The 20,350-nt window shown below is 36.3% G+C and carries 12 protein-coding genes; 6 read left to right on the forward strand and 6 right to left on the reverse strand.

Features of this window, described 5'->3' with window-relative positions; genetic code table 11:
* Positions 1 to 13: 13 nt before the first annotated feature.
* From OZP11_RS00605 to OZP11_RS00625, 5 genes are all read left to right on the forward strand, one after another.
* Complete coding sequence (locus OZP11_RS00605; protein WP_281233308.1) at positions 14 to 3,154, forward strand: efflux RND transporter permease subunit; 3,141 nt, start codon at positions 14 to 16, stop codon at positions 3,152 to 3,154.
* 72 nt (positions 3,155 to 3,226) lie between these two features.
* On the forward strand, positions 3,227 to 4,495 hold the full coding sequence (locus OZP11_RS00610; protein WP_281233309.1) for a TolC family protein: 1,269 nt from the start codon (positions 3,227 to 3,229) through the stop codon (positions 4,493 to 4,495).
* A 361-nt stretch (positions 4,496 to 4,856) separates the two neighbouring features.
* On the forward strand, positions 4,857 to 5,897 hold the full coding sequence (locus OZP11_RS00615) for a beta-ketoacyl-ACP synthase III (RefSeq protein WP_281233310.1): 1,041 nt from the start codon (positions 4,857 to 4,859) through the stop codon (positions 5,895 to 5,897).
* Positions 5,852 to 6,718 (forward strand): hypothetical protein, encoded by an 867-nt coding sequence (locus OZP11_RS00620; protein ID WP_281233311.1) that lies wholly within the window; start codon positions 5,852 to 5,854, stop codon positions 6,716 to 6,718. The genes OZP11_RS00615 and OZP11_RS00620 overlap by 46 nt, the downstream gene beginning before the upstream one ends.
* A 56-nt stretch (positions 6,719 to 6,774) precedes the next feature.
* Positions 6,775 to 7,584, forward strand: a complete 810-nt coding sequence (locus tag OZP11_RS00625; RefSeq protein WP_281233312.1) for a phospholipase A — start codon at positions 6,775 to 6,777, stop codon at positions 7,582 to 7,584.
* Positions 7,585 to 7,712: 128 nt separating this feature from the next.
* Here OZP11_RS00625 and OZP11_RS00630 read toward each other — a convergent pair whose 3' ends face one another.
* Entirely contained in the window at positions 7,713 to 8,012 is a 300-nt protein-coding gene (locus OZP11_RS00630) for a hypothetical protein (protein ID WP_281233313.1), read from the reverse strand.
* 475 nt (positions 8,013 to 8,487) lie between these two features.
* Between OZP11_RS00630 and OZP11_RS00635 the strand changes: the two genes are divergently transcribed.
* Entirely contained in the window at positions 8,488 to 9,249 is a 762-nt protein-coding gene (locus tag OZP11_RS00635; protein WP_281233314.1) for a hypothetical protein, read from the forward strand.
* 32 nt (positions 9,250 to 9,281) lie between these two features.
* On the opposite strand, the gene OZP11_RS00640 is transcribed toward OZP11_RS00635, so the two are convergent.
* The 5 genes from OZP11_RS00640 to OZP11_RS00660 are packed head-to-tail and all read right to left on the reverse strand — an operon-like array spanning position 9,282 to position 20,167.
* Positions 9,282 to 12,095, reverse strand: a complete 2,814-nt coding sequence (locus OZP11_RS00640; protein ID WP_281233315.1) for a M16 family metallopeptidase — start codon at positions 12,093 to 12,095, stop codon at positions 9,282 to 9,284.
* A 13-nt stretch (positions 12,096 to 12,108) separates the two neighbouring features.
* The gene (locus OZP11_RS00645) at positions 12,109 to 14,370 is read right to left on the reverse strand and encodes a Gldg family protein (RefSeq protein WP_281233316.1); all 2,262 of its coding nucleotides are present in this window, start codon (positions 14,368 to 14,370) and stop codon (positions 12,109 to 12,111) included.
* 12 nt (positions 14,371 to 14,382) lie between these two features.
* Positions 14,383 to 15,330, reverse strand: a complete 948-nt coding sequence (locus OZP11_RS00650; protein WP_281233317.1) for an ABC transporter ATP-binding protein — start codon at positions 15,328 to 15,330, stop codon at positions 14,383 to 14,385.
* Between the two features lie 58 nt (positions 15,331 to 15,388).
* Positions 15,389 to 16,765, reverse strand: coding sequence for a RagB/SusD family nutrient uptake outer membrane protein (locus tag OZP11_RS00655; RefSeq protein ID WP_281233318.1), 1,377 nt, complete (start codon positions 16,763 to 16,765; stop codon positions 15,389 to 15,391).
* Between the two features lie 12 nt (positions 16,766 to 16,777).
* Entirely contained in the window at positions 16,778 to 20,167 is a 3,390-nt protein-coding gene (locus OZP11_RS00660) for a SusC/RagA family TonB-linked outer membrane protein (RefSeq protein ID WP_281233319.1), read from the reverse strand.
* Positions 20,168 to 20,350 lie beyond the last annotated feature (183 nt).

Here is a 20,350-nt window from a genome sequence, read left to right on the forward strand (position 1 = left end):
ATCCAATTAAAAGATGACAAAGCGTAAAATACACTTTTTAGAAGCCGCAATGAAACACAAGCAGGTTGTCATTGTGCTGGTTATCCTGATGATGCTTATGGGGATTAACTCTTTAGTTAATATGCCCCGAAGCGAAAACCCCCGAATTGACATGCCTACTGCTCTGGTATATGCTATTTATCCCGGTGCAGATGAGCATCAGGTAGAGGAAGAAGTAGCAAAAAAAATAGAACAGTACTTATTTTCATTTGAAGAAATCAAAAAGAAAAAAGTAAAATCTGAAGTTCGCGAAGGGCAGGTTTTTATAACTACTGAAATATATACAACGGTACAGGACAGAAAAAAATTCTGGCATACCTTGCAGCTGGATATGGATGCTAACCTGCGTTCAAAACTGCCTCAGGGCGTTATTGGTCCTTTTATCAACAGTAATTTTGCCGATGTAACGGCTATGATTATCTCTGTATCTTCAAAAGAACGTTCGTATGCTGAGATTGAAAAATACCTTGATAAACTTGAAGACGGTCTTAAAGTCATTCCAATGGTTTCTAAAATCAACCGTTCAGGAGGACAAAGACAGCAGATCTACATCAAAATTAACGACAAAAAGCTGCAGCAGTACGGCTTAGATGCCGGCGCGCTGATGGGAATCCTCCAGCAGCAGAATATTACAGGTTACACCGGAGAAGTGTCAGTTGGTTCAAATAACATTGTTCCTATTTATGCAGACAGCCGTTATAAGGATGAGAATGATATAGCAGGCCAGATTGTATACACAACACCTTCGGGAACGATTGTTCGTTTAAGAGATGTGGCAGAAATCGAACGACGTTTTGAAGAAAAATCTTCATTTGTACGTGTAGGCGAAGACAAAGCCATGGTTTTATCGGTTGATATGCTTCCGGGGAACAATATTGTAGCATTTGGTGAAGAGGTTGAAGCAAAGATTGCTGCCATACAAAAAAACTTTCCGCCGGATGTAAAGATGAAAACTATTGTGAACCAGCCAAAGGATGTGGAACACAGCATCAGTCACTTTATGAAAGAATTTGGTCTGGCAATTGGTTCAGTGCTTTTGGTGGTAATGCTGTTATTGCCTTTTCGAATAGCTGTGGTAGCTTCTGCAGCTGCCCCGATTTCCATGCTGATAACTTTTGCTTTTATGAACATGCTTGGTGTTGAGCTTCATCAGGTAACACTGGCGGCACTTATTATTGTACTGGGAATGGTGGTGGATAATGCCATTGTTGTGGTAGATAATTATATAGAAAAACTCGACGAAGGTGTACAGCCCTGGACAGGTGCCTGGCAGGCCGCCAAACAATTAATGGTTCCAATATTTACAGCAACGCTTGCAATCATATTTGCCTTCCTGCCACTGGCTATTTTTATGGACGGAATTGCTAAAGATTTTATGTTCTATCTTCCGGTAACGGTTGCCATTGCACTTATTGTTTCAATGCTTATTGCGCTTCTTTTTACGCCTTATACGTGTTATGTGTTCATAAAGAAAGGATTAAAACACAAAATAAGTGACAGACCGCTAAAGAAAAACCTTCTGGATCATCTTCAGTCTGTTTTTGATAAAGGAGTAGAAGCCGCTTTTAGAAATCCTAAAACAGCCATGGGATTGGGATTACTTTCTGTGATTGCCGCTCTTTTTATTGCAACAAAAGTAGATTCAGAATTTTTTCCTTTAAGTGAACGCAATCAGTTTAATATGGAAGTCTGGATGCCAAACGGAACATCTCTTGAAAAAACCGAAGCGAAAGTAAAAGAATTAGAAAAAATTCTAAAAGAGGACAAACGTGTTGTTGATGTTACCAGTTTTATAGGAATGAGTTCACCGCGTTTTCATACCTCATATGCTCCCGAAACACCAAGGAAACACTTTGCACAAGTATTCATTACCACAACCGACAGCGATGCGACAAATGAAATGGCAAGGGAATATCTGGACAAACTGAAAGGTTTTATGCAGGACGGAGCCGTTAAAATTAAACAACTGAGTTTTCAGGAAGGTGCGCCAATTGATATTAGGGTTGTAAGCGAAAATGAAGCCGATCAGAAGCGTACAGCATTAGAAATCAAGAAAATTCTTGAAAAGGCAGAAGGAGTAAACTATGTCCGCCTAAGCAGTGAGTATGATTATATGGGAGTAAAACTCAATATAGACAATGCTAAAGCAAACCGTTTAGGTATAACCAAACAAGCCATTACACAAACTTTAGGCGCAGGTTTAAAAGGATATTCTATTTCGACTTTATGGGAAGGAGATAAAACGGTAGACATTTTTCTTCGCTATGACGAAGACAGCCGTAAAGATCTTGTTGCCTTACAAAACCTGCATATTACAACCCGTTACGGAAAAAAAGTACCGCTTAAAGCTGTAGCAGCACTGGATCCTGAATGGCATACCGGAATGCTTCTGAGAAGAAACGGGTTAAAAATGCTAAGCGTGTATTCTGAAGCACAGCTGGGTAAAAAACCGTCACGTATTCTTCAGGACATACAACCTGAAATAGATGCTCTTAAACTTCCGCCAGGAACTACTATTCAATATGGCGGTGATGCAGAATCAAGCGGGGAGAATGCACCAAGTATGGGAGTATCACTGGGAGTAAGCCTTATTCTGATTTTCCTTACTCTGTTATTTCAGTTCAAAAGTCTTGGAAAATCGCTTATCGTATTGTGTACTTTTTTACTAAGCCTTTTTGGAGCATTCTTAGGACTTCTTGTAACAGGAAATCCGCTTGGTATGACCGGATTTATGGGAATTATAAGTTTAATTGGTATCGTGGTGAGAAACGGAATTATACTGGTTGATTATGCCGATGAACTCATCAGGGATCATGGATATAAGCATAAAGCAGCGGCGATTGCGGCGGCTAAACGAAGAATGAGACCCATTTTCCTTACTTCAGCTGCTGCTGCGGTGGGAGTAGTGCCTATGATTATCGGGAAATCGCCTATGTGGGCTCCACTGGGAAGCGTATTGGCTTTTGGATTGATTTTCTCGATGATACTGACCCTCTTTGTAGTGCCTGTTATGTATTACAAATTACTGAAGCAGCCTATAATCGAAGATGAAGCACCGAAGGAACAGCCGGATGGAGAAGATGATGTACTGTATAAACCGGTTCACGAGCATTGATAATAATAAATTCTTCAAACGTCCCGTCGTTTCGTCGTGAGTTTCGGCGGGACAGTTTAAAAATGAATTGATATGAAAAGCAAACACAACACTATATATATACTATTCCTGATTTTACTCTCAGGAATAGCCCAGGCACAAGAGACGGTTTCTCTGGATCAGATAAAAAGCATGGCTTTAGAAAACAATAAAAAGCTCAAAAAAGCCCAAAGCAGTATCAATGCTGCCAAAGCCGCCAATCAGGCTGCAAATGCAGCAACAAAACCTAAGGTAGATGCAAGTGTTATAGGCCTCTATCTTTCAGATCCTTTTAAAACTTTACTGCCGGAATACAGCGCTAACGGTTCTGTTGCCGTGACTCAGGTTTTATATGCAGGAAGTAAAATTCAGACTGCAAAAAAAATGACAAATTCGGTTGTGGATCTGCAAAGTATCCAGAAAAATTTAACCGAGGATGAAGTATTACTGAATGCCGAAACAGCGTATTGGCAGGCTGTCAACTTAAAAGAAAAAGTGGTTCTGGCAGAAAAATACTTAAAACTCTTAGGCGAACTGAAAAAAGACCTTGAAAACTCCTTTAATGCCGGTTTGATTTACAAGAATGATCTTTTGAAAGTTGAAGTACAACAAAATGAAGCCATCCTAAATCTGACAAAAGCAAAAGACGGTTTAACCGTAACCAAACTGGCTCTCTCACAAATTACAGGTTTAAGCGCAGCAGATTATGATGTAACAGGCAGTTTTTCAGATGATATTCAATTGGTAAGCAAAGCCGATGTTGCATCTGCTGTTAATAATCGTCCTGAAATAAATGCCCTCAGTAAGTCGGTTGAAGTGAATGAATATCAGGAGAAATTACTTGAAGGAGATCAGAAACCGACTGTCGCGCTTAGTGCAAACGGTCTGGCATCATACGGTAAAAAGATTAATTTTTCTGATGGAAGCGATAATATGCAGGCTTTCGTAGGGTTGGTAAGCGTTTCAATTCCCATTCTGGACTGGGGAGCAAAAAAGCAAAAAGTGAAAGAGCAGCATTTTGTAACCGAAGCACAAAAAATTGAACTCGAAGAAACAAAAGAACTCTTAAGTATTGAGGTCCAGAATTCATGGCTGATGCTTAATCAGGCTGCTGTACAAATCGATCTGAACAAGAAATCACTTAAACAAGCTGAGGAAAACCTTCGTTTAAATCAGGATCGTTTTGATGCCGGAACCGTTCTGGGAGAAGACGTTTTGGAAGCGCAGGTGCTTTGGCAGAAAGCCTATGCTGATCTTATTGATGCAAAAGCCGGTTACAAAATCACCGAAGCCAAATACAAAAAAGCAATCGGTGAATATTAAATAAGTTTTATAAGCAGAAGAAAAAAATCTTCTGTTTATAATAAAAACAGCTATGATGTTCTGCAAAAGCATCAAAAAATGCAAAATCATGATCTTTTGCGCATTATTAAAAAAACAGGAAGATTAAAATATTGATTTACTATTACTTAGTTATTGTTTGGGAGATACTATCTCCATGTTAATTAATAATGGCTGCCTTATCGATAAAATGTTTGGGATACTTTTCATTGGTTTTTTATTAAATAAATATTTTACAGATAGTGGCAGTCATTATTTTTTACATAATAATTGATTTTAAATACACTTGTTTCCTTTCTTCAAAAGCATATTAGAATAAAAACTACACTTAAAAAAATAGATTATGAATGCCGTCATAACAGCTGTCGGCGGTTATGTGCCGCCTTCTATTTTAGATAATAAGAAGATATCTGAGAAAGTTGAAACTTCAGAAGAATGGATTGAAAAAAGATCCGGAATTCAGCAACGCCGAATAGCAGGCGCCGATACGGCGGTATCTGATCTTGCTTCTTCTGCGATTAACAATCTTATAGAAAGTTATGAGGTTGACCCAAATGAAATTGAAGCTTTGATACTTGCTACTGCCACTCCGGATCATATGCTGGCGCCAGCAGCGGCAATGGTCTGCGAAAAAAGCAATTTAAAAAACGCATTTGGACTTGATGTAAATGCGGCCTGCAGTGGTTTTTTATATGCATTGGAATTAGCAGGAAGTATGATAGAGAGCGGTCGTTATAAGAAAATTATTGTCGCCGGAGCAGACAAAATGAGTTCTATAGTAGATTATGAAGACCGGTCTACCTGTATTTTATTTGGTGATGGAGCCGGAGCCGTATTGCTTGAAGCATCAGAATCTCACTTTGGATTAATGAAATCAAAACTTCATACAGACGGCAGCGGTACTTCTTCGCTTTTAGTGCCGGCAGGAGGTTCAAAAATGCCGACAGGAATGCAGAGTCTGCTTCACCGGAATCATTATATAAAACAGGATGGATCATATGTTTTTAGAAAAGCGGTGGCAGCGATGAATTCCGTTAGCCGTGAAGTTTTAACCAATAACGGCTTTACTACAGGTGATATCGACTGGGTAATACCGCATCAGGCTAATCTGCGGATCATAGAGGCGGTAGGTTTAGATTTAGGTATCGATAAATCCAAAATAAAAGTCAATATCCAGAAATACGGCAACACAACTTCTGCAACAATTCCTTTATGTTTATGGGATTTTAAAGATGATTTTACAGCAGGACAAAATTTACTGATAACAACCTTTGGTGCGGGTTTTTCCTGGGGAGCAGCCTGCATAAAATGGGGCGTTCTCAGAAATAGGAAATCTTCATGCAAAACGATTCAGGAGCAGGAAAACGAATTGTTAATGTATTGACAGCAGTAAAAACATTGGGTATGAATAACATCACATTTACAAGAGAAGAACTTTATAAATTGGTCTGGGAGAATCCTTTAAATCAGATTGCAGTAAAGTATAATATTTCAAAATCGGATATTAAAAAAGCCTGTATTACTATGAAGATTCCTTTGCCGGTAAGCAGTTATTGGAGAAGTTTTAATTTAAACTCAAAACCGCTTCCTGCTTTGGCAGATGTTTTTTTAGAAACAAAAAGTGTTGAGATTCCACTCAATGACAAGAAAAATATTCTAAGGAAATCCTTTAATTCAGGACCCGATTTTGACTTAGCCGTACGTATTATAAACGATCCTGATTTTCCTTTGCATCTGTCTGATAAACTCCTAAATCCCTGCAACGTAATATATGAAACTAGAAGAAATCATATTATAAGAACTTCTTACGGAGTTTTTTCGAATGTTAAATCTTTGAAACTGATTACGGCTGAAGACAATTTTGAACGGGTGCTTATTTTTCTGGATGCTTTAATTAAACTTTTAAATTTCAGAGGACAAAAAGTAGAAATCAATCCTGATGGAACTGGACTGTTTTTTTTAAAAGACGGAATTAGTACTGAATTCTATCTGCGCGAAGGATGCAGAAAAATATTTTGTAAATCGTCTAATCGGGAACGAACTACTGAATTTACGGGACAGTTTATTGTTAAAATCAAAAATGAAAATATCCAGAGGGAATGGCGCGAAGTTGATATCTTAAAAGAAAGCAGCCTGGCAAGAATCGCCGCGATTATCGAATTCGCTGGAACCGAAACAAAGAGGTCGTTTGAAAGTGTGTTGTAGAGAGATACCTTTTTCAGATACTTACCAAAACCAGATTGAGATTATTAGCCGCCATCATGAAAAAATACTTCATTTTATTACTCTTATCCTTCTTTAGCAGCGGTTATACTCAAATTACACTAGATAGAGATTCCATTCATAAAATAATTACCGGACTTCCGGCATTTTCAATCTACAAAGACAATTATTTTGTGACAGGAATGCAGCTGGGCGAGACACCGACAAGAAACAATATGGACGCTAAGTTTCAATTTAGTTTTAAACAGCGGTTATCCAATAAACCCGAAATATTTGGTGCCTATCTCTATTTAACTTACACACAAAAATCGTTTTGGAAAGTGTATAAAGCTTCTAGTCCGTTTGAAGAAAGCAATTATAATCCCGCTTTGATGCTCCTCAAACCAGTTTTTCGTGATAATCAGTTTCTAGGTGCACTAACGTACGGAATTGAACACGAATCAAATGGACGTGACAGTATTTATTCCCGAAGCATCAATATGATTTCAGTTGGTTTTACAAGAGTATATTCTTCGCAGTTCAGTGTTAGTGTAAAGGCCTGGCTTCCATTTTTACTGGACAATAATCCGTCTCTGCCAAAATATATTGGCTACGCTGAAGGACAGCTGCAATGGATTTCATCTAACAACAGATTGTTTATAGATGTTGCAGTAAGAAAAGGGGCCGGTTGGAATTTCAAAGGCAGCATGAATACAGGAATCAGTTATAGAGTATCAAAAAAAGCAAATCAGCTTATTACCCTCCAATGGTGGCAGGGGTATAGTGAAAGTCTTATCGATTTTAGATCTGAAAGAAGTATGATCCGTGCAGGTTTTATTTTGAAACCAACTGTTTACCGTTTTTATTGATATGATTGTCTGCTTAAGTGTTTCTCTGCTCATGCGAAGCATATAAATTTCTGCCTCGTGAGGGAAAAGTGTAAACTTTGGTCTGTTTTTTTAGCGGCTTTAAATATGATTTAGGATGAATTTAGGATTTAAAAATAGGCTGGCTTCGCATACGAATCAGATATAACCGTATCCCAGGGATTATCGTTATACTCTTCCATCAGCTGGCTGGCAATCTCTGAACCCGCTTTAGTTTCATTGCAGTAATAACTTATGCCGTGTAAAAATTCGCAGTCAAAGTCCGGCTCGTCTTCCTGCTTTTGGTATAAGTAAAGTAATTGGGTGGCATGCTGCTGTTGAGAAAGAAGCATATTTATTAAATTCACATCACTTGTATTATTCGATGATGAGGCATTCAGATTTTTATTTGTAGATTCAGCTGGTTTCATAATTGCTATAGTATCAGGGTTTGTATTTATGATCTGCATGCAAAAATAGAGGACACCCTAAGCATTTTAATTATAGAATTCAGCTGTGGATTTATATAATTTGCGAGCCGGCTGGGAATAGAATTGGCATGAAAAAGGGATTTTTTTGTCATAAGAACCAAGAAAGCCAGAATAATTGTCTCTATTAATATTTTTTTTCAAAAAATATCACTGAAAAAGCTGGCTCTAATGTTGTTTTGGCAGAAGGTAAACGCAAAAAAAACATCCAGAGGATTTAGAAAGCAAGGAGAATGAAAAAGATTAATTTAATTTAATTATACTGTGACATTAGGGTCACATTCTGGAAGAATTACTAAGCTGGGATTCATACCGGCATCTTGGCTGAAGTGTAGTGTAGAATTTTTTCCGGTCTCTTGCAGCCTTGCAAGTCTCATGTGATAGAATTTTTGTATCTTTCATAGGTAAAATAAAAGTATTGGAAAATCTGCCTTTATATATTGCTGTGTTTTTTGAACTCACGACATTGCTCACCCTTATGCTGTTTTTAGGTGCTGTTAGGAATTCAAGTTCTGCATCTGTTCGACAGTATTCTTTTAAAATTTTCATCGGCTTGATATTATGGCTTTTTCTGCAGGCTGTTCTGGCGCTGGAAAATGTTTACAGTTTCCATACTGAACGGTTTCCTCCTGCTATCCTGGTGTTCGGCATTTTTCCCGCAATTTTTACTGTATGTGTTTTATTTGGCACTAAGAAAGGACGGCGGTTTGTGGATAGTCTTCCGATAAGTAATCTCACCTTTTTGCAGATAGTAAGGGTGCCTGTCGAAATTATTCTATACCTTCTTTTTCTTAACAGAGCGGTTCCAGAACTGATGACCTTTGCGGGAAGGAATTTCGATATTGTGGCAGGAGTGACCTCGCCGTTAATTGCCTATTTTGTACTGATTAAAAGGAGAATAGGAAGCTGGGCGCTGCTGGTATGGAATTTTATTTGTCTGGGGCTGTTAATCAATATTGTCATAAACGCTTTTTTGTCTGCTCCCTCGCCAGTACAGCGATTTGCATTTGACCAGCCCAACATTGCCATACTGCATTTTCCTTTCAGCTGGCTGCCTGCTTTTATTGTACCTGTGGTTCTGTTTGGGCATCTTGCCTCGATCAGGCTTCTGCTAAAACATCTTTCAAGAACTAGAGAAGAAAGTAATGCAGAAAAGGCTGTCAGAAACGACAGCCTTTAAAGACTAATAAAATAAAAATGTATCCTAAAGTTTTACTTTCCTGATTGGCTTTCAGGGTTCATAATAACTTCAACGCTACTTGAACTATCCAAAACGTGCTTACTAAACTGCTGAATAGTTTTCTGATTAATTTTAGAAATTAAACTTTTATATTCTTCATCCGTAGAAAACGGAATCTGATTTAAACTGTAATTGTATAAGGTTGTCGCCCAGAAAGAGTTGGTTTTAAGAGATTCCTCTCTGTTCTTCAACAATGCTTTTTTAATGTCTTCCAAATCATTTGCATTAACTGGATTTGATTTTAAATCGTTTATTTCTTTCCAAACAATCTGCATTAATTTTTCTTGTTTGTCAGGATTGCAGTCAAAAGATAAAGCAAGGCTGAAAGTAGGTTTTGGAATAATTTCGAGATTACCGCCAACATTTACGCCATAACTGCCGCCTTCTTCTTCTCTAATAGTCTGAAGAAAACGTTTCGATAATAATTCGCCAATGATGTACATCGTCATGGCATTTTCTTTAGTATATTCTGTTTTGCCAGTCAGATTTAGGTAAACAGTACTTTTAGCAACTTCCATTGGACGATTAAAATGTACGACTGTTTTTCCTTTTTTCGGCCCTATATTATGATCTGTAAAAGTTTCTTTTAAAGCAGGATTTGATTTTAAATTGCCAATGTATTTCTGAATCATTTCTAAAGCATTATCAGGAATGTTTCCAACAAAAACAAAAGTAAAATCTGATGCATTTTTAATTCGGTCTCTGTAAACAGCTTCTGCTTTTTGTAAATCTATATTCTCCAGAAATTTGTCATTGAAAATAAAAGTCCTTGGATTATTGTTTGAATTGGCTAAATCAACAGCATCTTTAAACGCATTATCATTATCTTTTTTAATCGTTTCCAAACGGTTTTTATACTGCTCTTTTAAGATATTGAAAATATTCGGATCAAAACGAGGAGCCTCTACAGAAAGATAAAGCAATTGAAGCATCGTTTCGAAATCGGCTTTATTGGAACTTCCTTGAAAACCTTGTGTATTCTGACTAATAAAAGGAGCAGCTTGTGCTATTTTACCCGTAAGTTTTTCTTTTAAACCTATATTATCAAAATTGCCTAAACCAGATGATCTGGCAAGTACAGTTGCGATTTCGGCAGAAGCCAAATCTTCAGTTTTAATTAAAGATTTTCCTCCTTTAGCAAAAGCAGTAAGAACAATTTGATCTTGAGAATAGGTCGTTGGCAATAAAATTACATTGGCGCCATTTTCTAAAGTATAACCTTTTGCAGCAGTAATTCCTGGAACTTCAAATGTCTTTTTGATGGCCGCAGGTTTTAATTCTTTGGCAATTAAAGGATCATTGTTTTCTTTTTTAGTGTACGGTTCCAAAGTCTTGTTTTCGACTTTCTTCATAACTTGTACAAGAGCATCTTTAGTTGGAAAATTGGCTTTGTCTTCTTCAGAACCTGTTACCAAAAGGACTTGGTTGTTTGGTTTCTGAATGGTTTTTACATAAGCATTTAATTCCTCTAAAGAGATACTTTTTATTATACCGACAATGAGTTTGTAATCGTCATCAGCAGAAAGAAACGGTTTTGCTTTTAAGAAATAATTCGTCAATTTTTCGGCCCAGCTGTCGTTATCAACTTTATCTTTATTGCTGATAAAATCATCATAAGAGCTTATGAAAAGCTTTTTAGTTCTGTCAAGTTCAGCCTGCGCAGCGCCATAACGTTTTAAACGTTCCGCTTCTGTATAAGCTTCTTCAAAAGCTTCAAGATTTTTTCCTTTTTTTGGCCCAGCCGAAATATTAAAAGAAGTATTTAATCGTGAAATCGGTTCAAAATAAGCGTTAAAACCTAAAGCGCTGCTTTGATTTTTTAAAATTAATTCTTTAAAACGGTTGTTAAGAATACTGGTGTAAAAAGAATTCATCACATTTTTTCGGGTCACAATACTGTCTTTTACCAAAGGTTCGTCCAATACATATTGTAATGTAATTGTAGTTGAAGAAGCTTCTTTATCAGAGGCAGTTCCAAAATACAGTTCGTCGTGCTTCGGAATTGCCTCGTAGTTTCTTGGAGCTGCTTTTTTTGCTAACGGTATTCCAGAAAAAATAGTTTTTACTTTTTCTTCCATTGCTTTTACGTCAACATCTCCCACAATAATTACAGCCTGTAAATCGGGTCTGTACCATTTTTTATAATAGTTTCTTAATTCAGGATATTTGAAGTTATTGATGATATTTAAATCACCAATAACATCTCTTTTGCTGTATTTTGAGCCTTTGTATAAAACCTGATCCGTCTGCATTTTTAAACGGAAATCACTTGTGCGGCGCGTTCTCCATTCTTCTCTAATAACGCCTCTTTCGGCATCAATTTCTTCATTAGTTAAAGAGAGAGAACCAGACCAATCGTGCAAAACCCAAAGTGTAGAATCGATTAGTTTTTCGTTTGTCACAGGAACAGTGCTTATGTTGTAAACTGTTTCGTCCTGAGCTGTATAAGCATTGATATCTTTTCCAAAACTGACACCGTTTTTCTCTAACATTTTAATGATGCCTTTTCCTTTAAAATGTTCTGTTCCGTTAAAAGCCATATGTTCCAGAAAATGCGCCAATCCGTTTTGATTGTCGTCTTCCAGAATAGCACCAACATTTTGAACAAAATAAAAACTAGCTCTGTCTTTTGGTTCTTCGTTATGCAGGATATAATAGGTTAAACCGTTTTTTAATTTTCCAGCTGCAACGTTTTTATCCAGCGGAATTGTGGTCTTGAACTGCGAAAATGCGCCTTGAAAAGACAAGGCCATTAGCGCAATGATGATATTTTTTTTAGTATTCATTTTTGGTGTTTTTTTATCTTCTGTTTCTTCTAATTAATAGGAAAGCGCCGCTTAATATTATCAATAAAGGAAATAATCCGATGAAAGCTATTTTGCTAATAAATACCTGATTTGAAGTAACCGTAATCTTTTTATCTGTTTTTAAAGGACGAGTGGTGTCAATAGGATATTCATAATTGCTGAACCAGCTGAAAAGATCGGTTACAAATTGAAATGTTCCAGATCCTCCACGTCTTAACTCAGCATTACCCATAAAATCAGCATCTCCGGCTACAATTATTTTTTGTGATTTTCCATTAATCTTTCTCGTTAAAGCTACCACTAATGGAACTGATTTTTGAGAAGGTTGTGTTTTTAATTCTTGAGGAAAAGTGGTAATACCAGTTTGATATTCCCAAGCTGGCTGATTGTTTGTTTTTAAAAGAGGTGTTACTTTAAATCCTGCTTCTTTTGCTATTATAATACCGCTGCTTCCTAAAAATGGAATTGGATTATTGTTTCGAGAAAGTTTTATTACTGTAGAATCAATATTTTTTTGAAGTTCCGTTACTAAGAAATCCGGAGAGTTTGTTTCACTTTCCTGTACTAGAGCTTTTTTGGTAAAGCTTAGTCCTAATTTTTCAGTTAAAGAAGCCAAAGCAGAATTTGTTTCAGGTTCACCCAAAAGTATTATGTTTTTTCCCTCATCAATATATTTTACAATTCGGTCAACAGCGCCCTGACTAAGTTGTGTTTTTGGATCTGCCAGAATTAAGACATCTGTATCAGCAGGAATATTTTTTGCATTGATATCAATCGAAGCAGTATCAAATCCCTGATTTACGAGTGAATTTCTAAATGTGATTTCGTTAGCAAAGGTTTTATAGTTTTTATCACCATTTTTTTCAATGCTTCTTTCCATATTGCCAGATGTAAAAACAACTTTTGCTGGTCCGTTTACTAAACGTTTAAATGCAGCAGAAATCTCTTTTTCAAAAGGGGATCGAAACAAGTCGTCGTACATTCTTAAGAATGTTTTCTTTCCGTTATATTCAACAGTTCTAACAACACGGTTTTGTTCTGGTCCTAAATCGATGATTTTTTTAATTTCGGCAGGAGAATATAATTTTTTCAATTTCATATCCTGAGATTCCACCATCTTTTCTGCGAGCTGTTTGTCATTCAATCCCGGATTTTGTGCATACAAGGCTTCATTTGTCGAAGTATCATAATAATAGACATATTCCATTTCGATTTGCGGTAAAAAACGGGTATATTTTGAAAAACTTGCAATATCTGAATTTTGTGCATACGGCATTGCTACAAAATAGTTGATATCCAGTAAGTTCACATAAGTAGTTATTTTAACTGGTCCCTCTATTTTATCGACAATTTCTAAACTGCTTTTGGTTAGGGTATTGTCTTTGTTACGAGTCATATCCTGATAAAAAGTTAGAGGAGCTCGTGAGGTAATGTAACCTAATGACAATACAACAGTTATTAATAGAGTATATTTTAGAACTCTTTTTGAAAGACTCTGAGCATCTCTTCCTGTTTGTAGTTTATAGATGCTAAGTACAATAAACAAGGCACTTACCAGAATAAAATAAAATACATCTTTAGAAATAATTAACCCTTCAAGCATTTCATTTGCACGTCCTGCGATGGATAAGAAATATGTGATATCTTTTACGATTTCTACATCCTGCCAAAGTTTACCAATAAAGTTTAATCCCGCCAAAACTACCAGAGTACTGATTGCGGCCACAACTTGATAAGACGTAAGGCACGACATAAAAAGTCCGATTGCGGCATAAGTGCAAACCAATAAATACAAACCAATTAGTCCTGAAATAACGAATTTAACATCGAGGTTTTCAATAGAAAATCCAGCGATAATAACCTGAATTCCGAGAATTGCAACAAATAGCAAACAATAAGCGGCAATGGCTAAATATTTACCTAAAACAATTTCTTTGATTTTTATTGGAGAAGAAAGTAAGAGTTTAATGGAGCCGCTGTTAATTTCACGACTCACTAAACCCATTGTCAATAATGGAACATATAAATATAAGTAATTCTGCATTTCAGTATAAAGACCGCTGAATCCTGAAAATATGACCTGGGACAAGTTGTCCATTTCCTGACCTATTTTTTGCGCTTTTTCAAAACGTTCAATAGAATCAAAGAATTTCCAGCTTGACTGGATTGAAAATATTACTAAAACAACCCACGCCACTGGTGAGTAAAACATCGTGTTGAGTTCTGTTTTAGCAATTCTATATATTGTTTTCATTTGTTTATTTTTTTAAGAAAGAATAGCGTTTTTAGATGGGGCTTTTTTAGATAATTGGGCAAAGATTTCGTCTAATGAAACTTTTTCAAATTGAATTTCACGAAGTTTCCAGTTGTTGTGAACACTGGCGGCTACAATTTTTTCAGCAATTTCCTGTGAGCCGCTGAAAGTAATTTGGACTTTTTTAGGAGTTAGGTAAACAGCTTCTGTTATTTCCGAAATTTCTTTGAATGCCTCAACAGCCGGCGGATTTTCAAAACTTGCAGTTAATTTATCAGCTTCGATATAATTGTTAAAAGCGTCAAGCGTATCAGAAAAAACCATGTGGCCATTTTCAATCATTCTGATATCCTGGCAGGTTGCCTGAACTTCAGAAAGAATATGAGAAGAAAATATCACAGCTTTGTCTTGGGCTATTTTCTTAATTAAATTTCTAACCTCTAAAATCTGATTTGGATCTAATCCGTTTGTTGGTTCATCAAGAACTACCAATTTTGGTTCATGAATAATAGCCTGCGCAATTCCAACACGCTGTCTGTAACCTCCAGATAAGTTTTTAATCAAGCGATGACTGAAATGCGAAATGCCGCATTTTTCCTTTGCTTTTTCTACAGCATTTCTTAAGTTTTCTTTTGGCACCAATCTTAATTGTGCACAATGAATCAGATATTCATCGACTGTTAAATCAAGATGAAGTGGTGGGGTTTGAGGCAAAAAACCAATTAGTTTTTTGGCTTCAACCGGGTTTTCTTTCAGATTAATTCCATCAATAAAAATGTTCCCTTTGGTTTGGTTTAAAACCCCGCAGAGAATATTCATCGTAGTAGATTTTCCAGCTCCATTTGATCCTAGAAGACCTAGAATCCTGTTTTCTTTGATTTCAAAACTAATATTTTGTATTGCCCAATCCTTACTGTATTGATGCGACAAGTCCTCAACTCTTACAATTGTTGTTTCCATAGTGTTTTTTAAGGCGCAGGAATGTCTTAATTTCATTCCTGCGTTATTTTTTTAGTATTTAGTATCCTGAATTTTGTTCTAAGAAAGGATTCGAACGAATGGCTGTCTCTGGAATTGGATAAAAGGCATCTGTAGATTTCCAAATTTTATCAGACAGAACAGAAAGGGTTTCGTCAGTTTTTCCAGTTCTTTTAAGGTCTAACCAACGGTGTCCGTTTTCTGCAAAGAATTCACGTTGTCTTTCCAAAGCAATTAAATCCAATAATTGATTTGAATTTGTTAAAGTAGTATTGCCAAGTAATGCTCTGTTTCGGATTACATTAATATCCTGCTGAGCCCCTGTAATATTATTAGAATGTACTCTGGCTTCGGCTCTTATTAGAAATAATTCTGCTAATCGAAGTACCGTTGAGCGTTCGATAGGAGAGGCGCCAAATCTGTTTTTGTATTTCGTTGGAGCTACACCGGAAAGACTACCCTGCGTGCTGGTAACATTTCTTGTCCAGTTTATTTTTCGGGCATCATCCGTTTCAAATAACGTACTGCCGTTTCTCAATAAGAATGCAGCTGTATTTGCATTTAGAAAAACAGAAGATCCTTCATAACTGTAGTTTACGTTAAAATAAGGAATTTGTAAAATAGCTTCATTATTATTTGAAATAAAAGGACTATTAGTTGCTGATAATCCGGTGATAACGTTATAAGTTCCTGTTTCATTGATTACCGCTGTTGCATGGCTGGCTGCTTCGCTCCATTTTCCTAAATAAAGATTTACTCTTGCCAGTAAAGTTTCAGAAGCCCATTTAGTAGCTCTAATTCTTTCATTATCATAATTAGCGTAATTTGTTGGAAGATTTTGCGATGCTTCTGTCAAATCTTTAATAATTTGTGTATATACAACATCTTGAGAAGATTGTGGAAGCAAAGCTGATACATCTATATTAGTTGTCAATACCAAAGGCACATTTCCCCAAATATTAGTTAAATAAAAATAAGAGTAAGCTCTAAGGAATTTAGCTTCAGCTATCCATTGTCTGCTTTTGGCTGGAGTTAGCGAGTTACTTTTGGTTATTCCTTCAATAACATTGTTTGCATTATAAATGGTTTTATACAATTCTGTCCACATACTGCTCACTGTTCCATCAGTTTCGATAAGTTCATTGGTATTAGCAGTATTGGTTAAGCCACTAGCCAGTATAAGTTCATCTGAAGTTTGTCCAAGAATACTATGAACGTGATTATAGAAAAAGCCCGCCACCATACTTTGGTAAATTCCATTTACAGCGGCTTCTGTTGTGGCATCTGAGGCATAAACTGTTTCTGATGATAACTGGTTGCTCGGAAGATCTACTTCAAGAGCACTGTCACAGCTTGTTAATCCCAGTAAAATTGAAAACGAAAATGCAGCGATATATTTAGTTGAAATATTTTTCATGATTTTTTAGATTTAAAATGTAAACTGAGTTCCAAGAGTTATTGTACGTAATGGAGGCAAGACCAAACCTTGTGTTTCTGGATCTAGTCCTTTGTAACTAGTTATGGTAAATATATTTTGCCCTTGAAGTGAAAGACGTACAGATTGTAAATATTTCTTGGTAGCCTCGCTTAACGGAATTTGATAAGAAGCACTTACATTTTTTAATTTGATATACGACGCGTCTGTAATAACAGCATTTGAGCCGATGTAGTTAAAATAGCTGTTTTGGTAACCTGAGCTTAAGACATTTCCTTTTGCTAAATAATCATTGAATTCATCCACTTGAAAATTAGCAGTTCCGTAAGGATATCCAGGCTGCGTTCCTGTAGAAGCCATTAAAGTGGTACCTTCTTGTTTTACAAACTGAAATAAAAAGTCAAGAGTAAAAGCTTTATAGCTTATAGTATTAGAGATACCACCATAATATTTAGGATAGTTTGGTCCATAATATTTTCTGTCTCCTCTGCCGGTTTCTGCAAATCCGCTAGAGATTCTTCCATCTCCATTTGCATCTTCAAATTGAGCAATTCCGTTTGCATCAACGCCTGTGAAATTATATAAAAAGCGAGATCCCAAAGGTTTTCCAACCACATATTGAGAGTAATAACTAGTAAACTCTATTCCTGGAAAGGAAACCAGTTTATTAGAGTTGGTCGAAATGTTAAAAGAAGTTGACCAGCCAAAGTTTTTAGTACGAATATTGGTTGTTCCTAAAGTAAATTCCCATCCTTTGTTTTCAACTTCAGCAGGTAAATTTGCTGTATAAGTTGTAAATCCTGCTTGCGGACTAAGTGTATAGCTTACTAACTGATTGCTTGAAGTATTTTTATAATAAGCAGCACTGAAAGAAATACGATCGTTGTTGAAACTTAAGTCAAGTGCGGCTTCGAATTTTCTTGTTAATCCCCATTTGATATTCGGATTTGCAATTCTGGATGCTGTCATAGAAGGATTTCCGTTTCCATAAGTACGAGTGTCAAAAGTGTCAGCATATTGATAATCTCCAATTTCGTCACTTCCAATTTCTCCATAACTTGAACGAAGTTTTCCAAAACTTAATATTGGAATATTTTTCATGAAATTTTCTTGAGTGAAAACCCATGCCGCTCCAATTGAACCAAAGTTTCCAAAACGATTATTGGCGCCAAAACGAGAAGAACCATCTCTTCTAAAATTAAGATTTAAGATGTATTTGTTCTCGATATTATAATTAACTCTACTAAAAATAGAAATGTATTTATATTCTACAGAGCCATTGTTTGCCGTAACATTTTCTGCGGTAGCTAAATTACCAATCAGATTGTCTGAGCTGTAACCACTCGAATACACATAAGCAGGCATTTCGGATTTTCTATTTTGCCAGGAACCTCCAACAAGCGCCGTAAAATTACCTTTCCATAATGATGTGGTATAATTAAGCTGCGGTTCAACCGTAAAATTATTTGTGTTATTGGTTGATGTACTGTAAGATCTTGAAAAATTTGAATCATATCCGTTGGCTTCATTATATACGTGATTGCTGGCAGCGACGGGCATAAATTGTTTGGTCTGCATTTGCGCTCTTCCGTATCCTAAATCTGTTTTAAAAGAAAAACCTTTTGCTATTTCATATTGAAGGCTCAAACTTGTAATTAAGTTAAGTCCTTTATCATCAACTCTTTTTCCTAAAGCCGCAACCGGATTGATATCACTGAAATAATCAGGAGACCAATAATAGCTTCCGTCTGGATTGTATAATGGGCGGTTTGGTGCAGTGCTAATAGCATAGTTAGTAATATCAAAAAAAGGAAGCTTGTTGTTATCTGTGGCAAAAATTACCGAAGCACCAATTTTAAGTTTATCATCTAGAGTACTGTGATTCACATTAAAGTTAGTAGAGAATTTATCATAACTAAAATCTCCAGGAACAACAGTCGTTTCTTTATGATAAGCACCGCTTAATAGAAAATTAGTTGTTTCATTTCCTCCTTTTAATGAAGCGGAGTAATTATTAAAATTAGCTGTGCCGCCTATTAATTTTTTCTGCCAATTAATGTAAGCATTAGGATCCCAGTCTGTAAGAGCAATACCATTACTAAAATTAGAAGCCGTATCGCCATTGTTATCTAATGCTGTTTGCAGCATGTTAAGATAAGCTGGAGTATCAAGAGTTTTGATCATATGAGCTACTTCAGAAACCCCTGAATTTGTATTGATAGTAAATTCAGTTTTTCCAGATTTACCTTTTTTCGTTGTGATTAATACAACGCCATTTGCACCCCTTGAGCCATAAATAGCTGTTGCATCTGCATCTTTCAGGATTTCGATGCTTTGAATATCATTCGGATTTATAATGTTTAAAGGACTTGTAGACTTTTGAGCACCCCTAATTACATTATCATCTTGTACTTGTTGTTTAATATCATCACCAATGTAAGGAACACCATCTACGATGTAAAGAGGCAGGTTATTACCAGCAATAAAGTTTCTGCCTCGAATACTGATGTTCATATCACTTCCGGCGTATCCAGAAGTCTGTGTTACAAAAACTCCGGGAGTTCTTCCTTGAAGGGTTTGTAAAATATTGGTTACGGGTTGTTTCTCAATATCTTCGGCAGTAATTTTTACTACCGATCCAGTTGATGTTCTTCTAGTTGTGGTTCCATACCCAATAACTACAATTTCATCAAGTTTAGCTAAGTCGGGCTGCATTTTTACAGTAAGCGAAGTTTTGTTTTCGACCACAACATCCTGAGTTTTATATCCTAAATAAGAGAACCTTAATGTGTGCCTGCCTGCTGGCAGTTGAATGTAAAATCGGCCGTCAAAATCTGATATACCTTGTTTATTACCTCCTACAAGTAACACGCTGACACCGGGAAGCGGCTGGCTGTTTTCATCCATAATTTTTCCTTCAAGGACATAATCAGCATCTTCATTCTCTGTATTAGAGTTCGTTGCCAGCGCCTTTGGTTGCTCTTTTTTATAAATGACAACATTTTTATCAACTTGTTTAAAGACGAGGTTAGTGCCTTCAAATACATTGTTTAAAATATCACTTACACTTCGGCGTCCACGCGGGGTAGTTACTTTTGGGAAATCTTTTATGATTTGCGGCTGGTAGGCAAAAAGTAATCCCGTTCTGTTTTCTATGGTTTTAAACAGCGTCTTGATATCTTGGTTATGAAGTTCAATATCAACAGATATCGACTCCAGATTCTGGCCGCTCATTTCGGTAGCAAAGATCATATGAGTACCGCAGGTCAGTAAGAAAATGTGGAATAAACTGATTCGCATAATCATAATGGTTTTTTTTGACAGATGAAAAAAAGACGAATTTTTTTCACTGTCAAACATGGTTGTTTTACAGCGTAATTTCATAAATTTGCTTGTTTTTTAATGGTTACTGGATTAATTGTTAAAAATCTGAGCCATCTGGTGTAGGAGCTGGATGGCTTTTTAATTTGGTTTTTGGTTAATTGGTTTATCGCGTTTTTAAGGTTAATATTTATTTTATAAGCTTTCTAAGTAGGAGGTTAGTCGGCTTTTCTCTCTTTTTTATGC

Origin of the sequence: Flavobacterium gelatinilyticum (genome assembly GCF_027111295.1) — a bacterium.
Lineage (GTDB): Bacteria > Bacteroidota > Bacteroidia > Flavobacteriales > Flavobacteriaceae > Flavobacterium > Flavobacterium gelatinilyticum.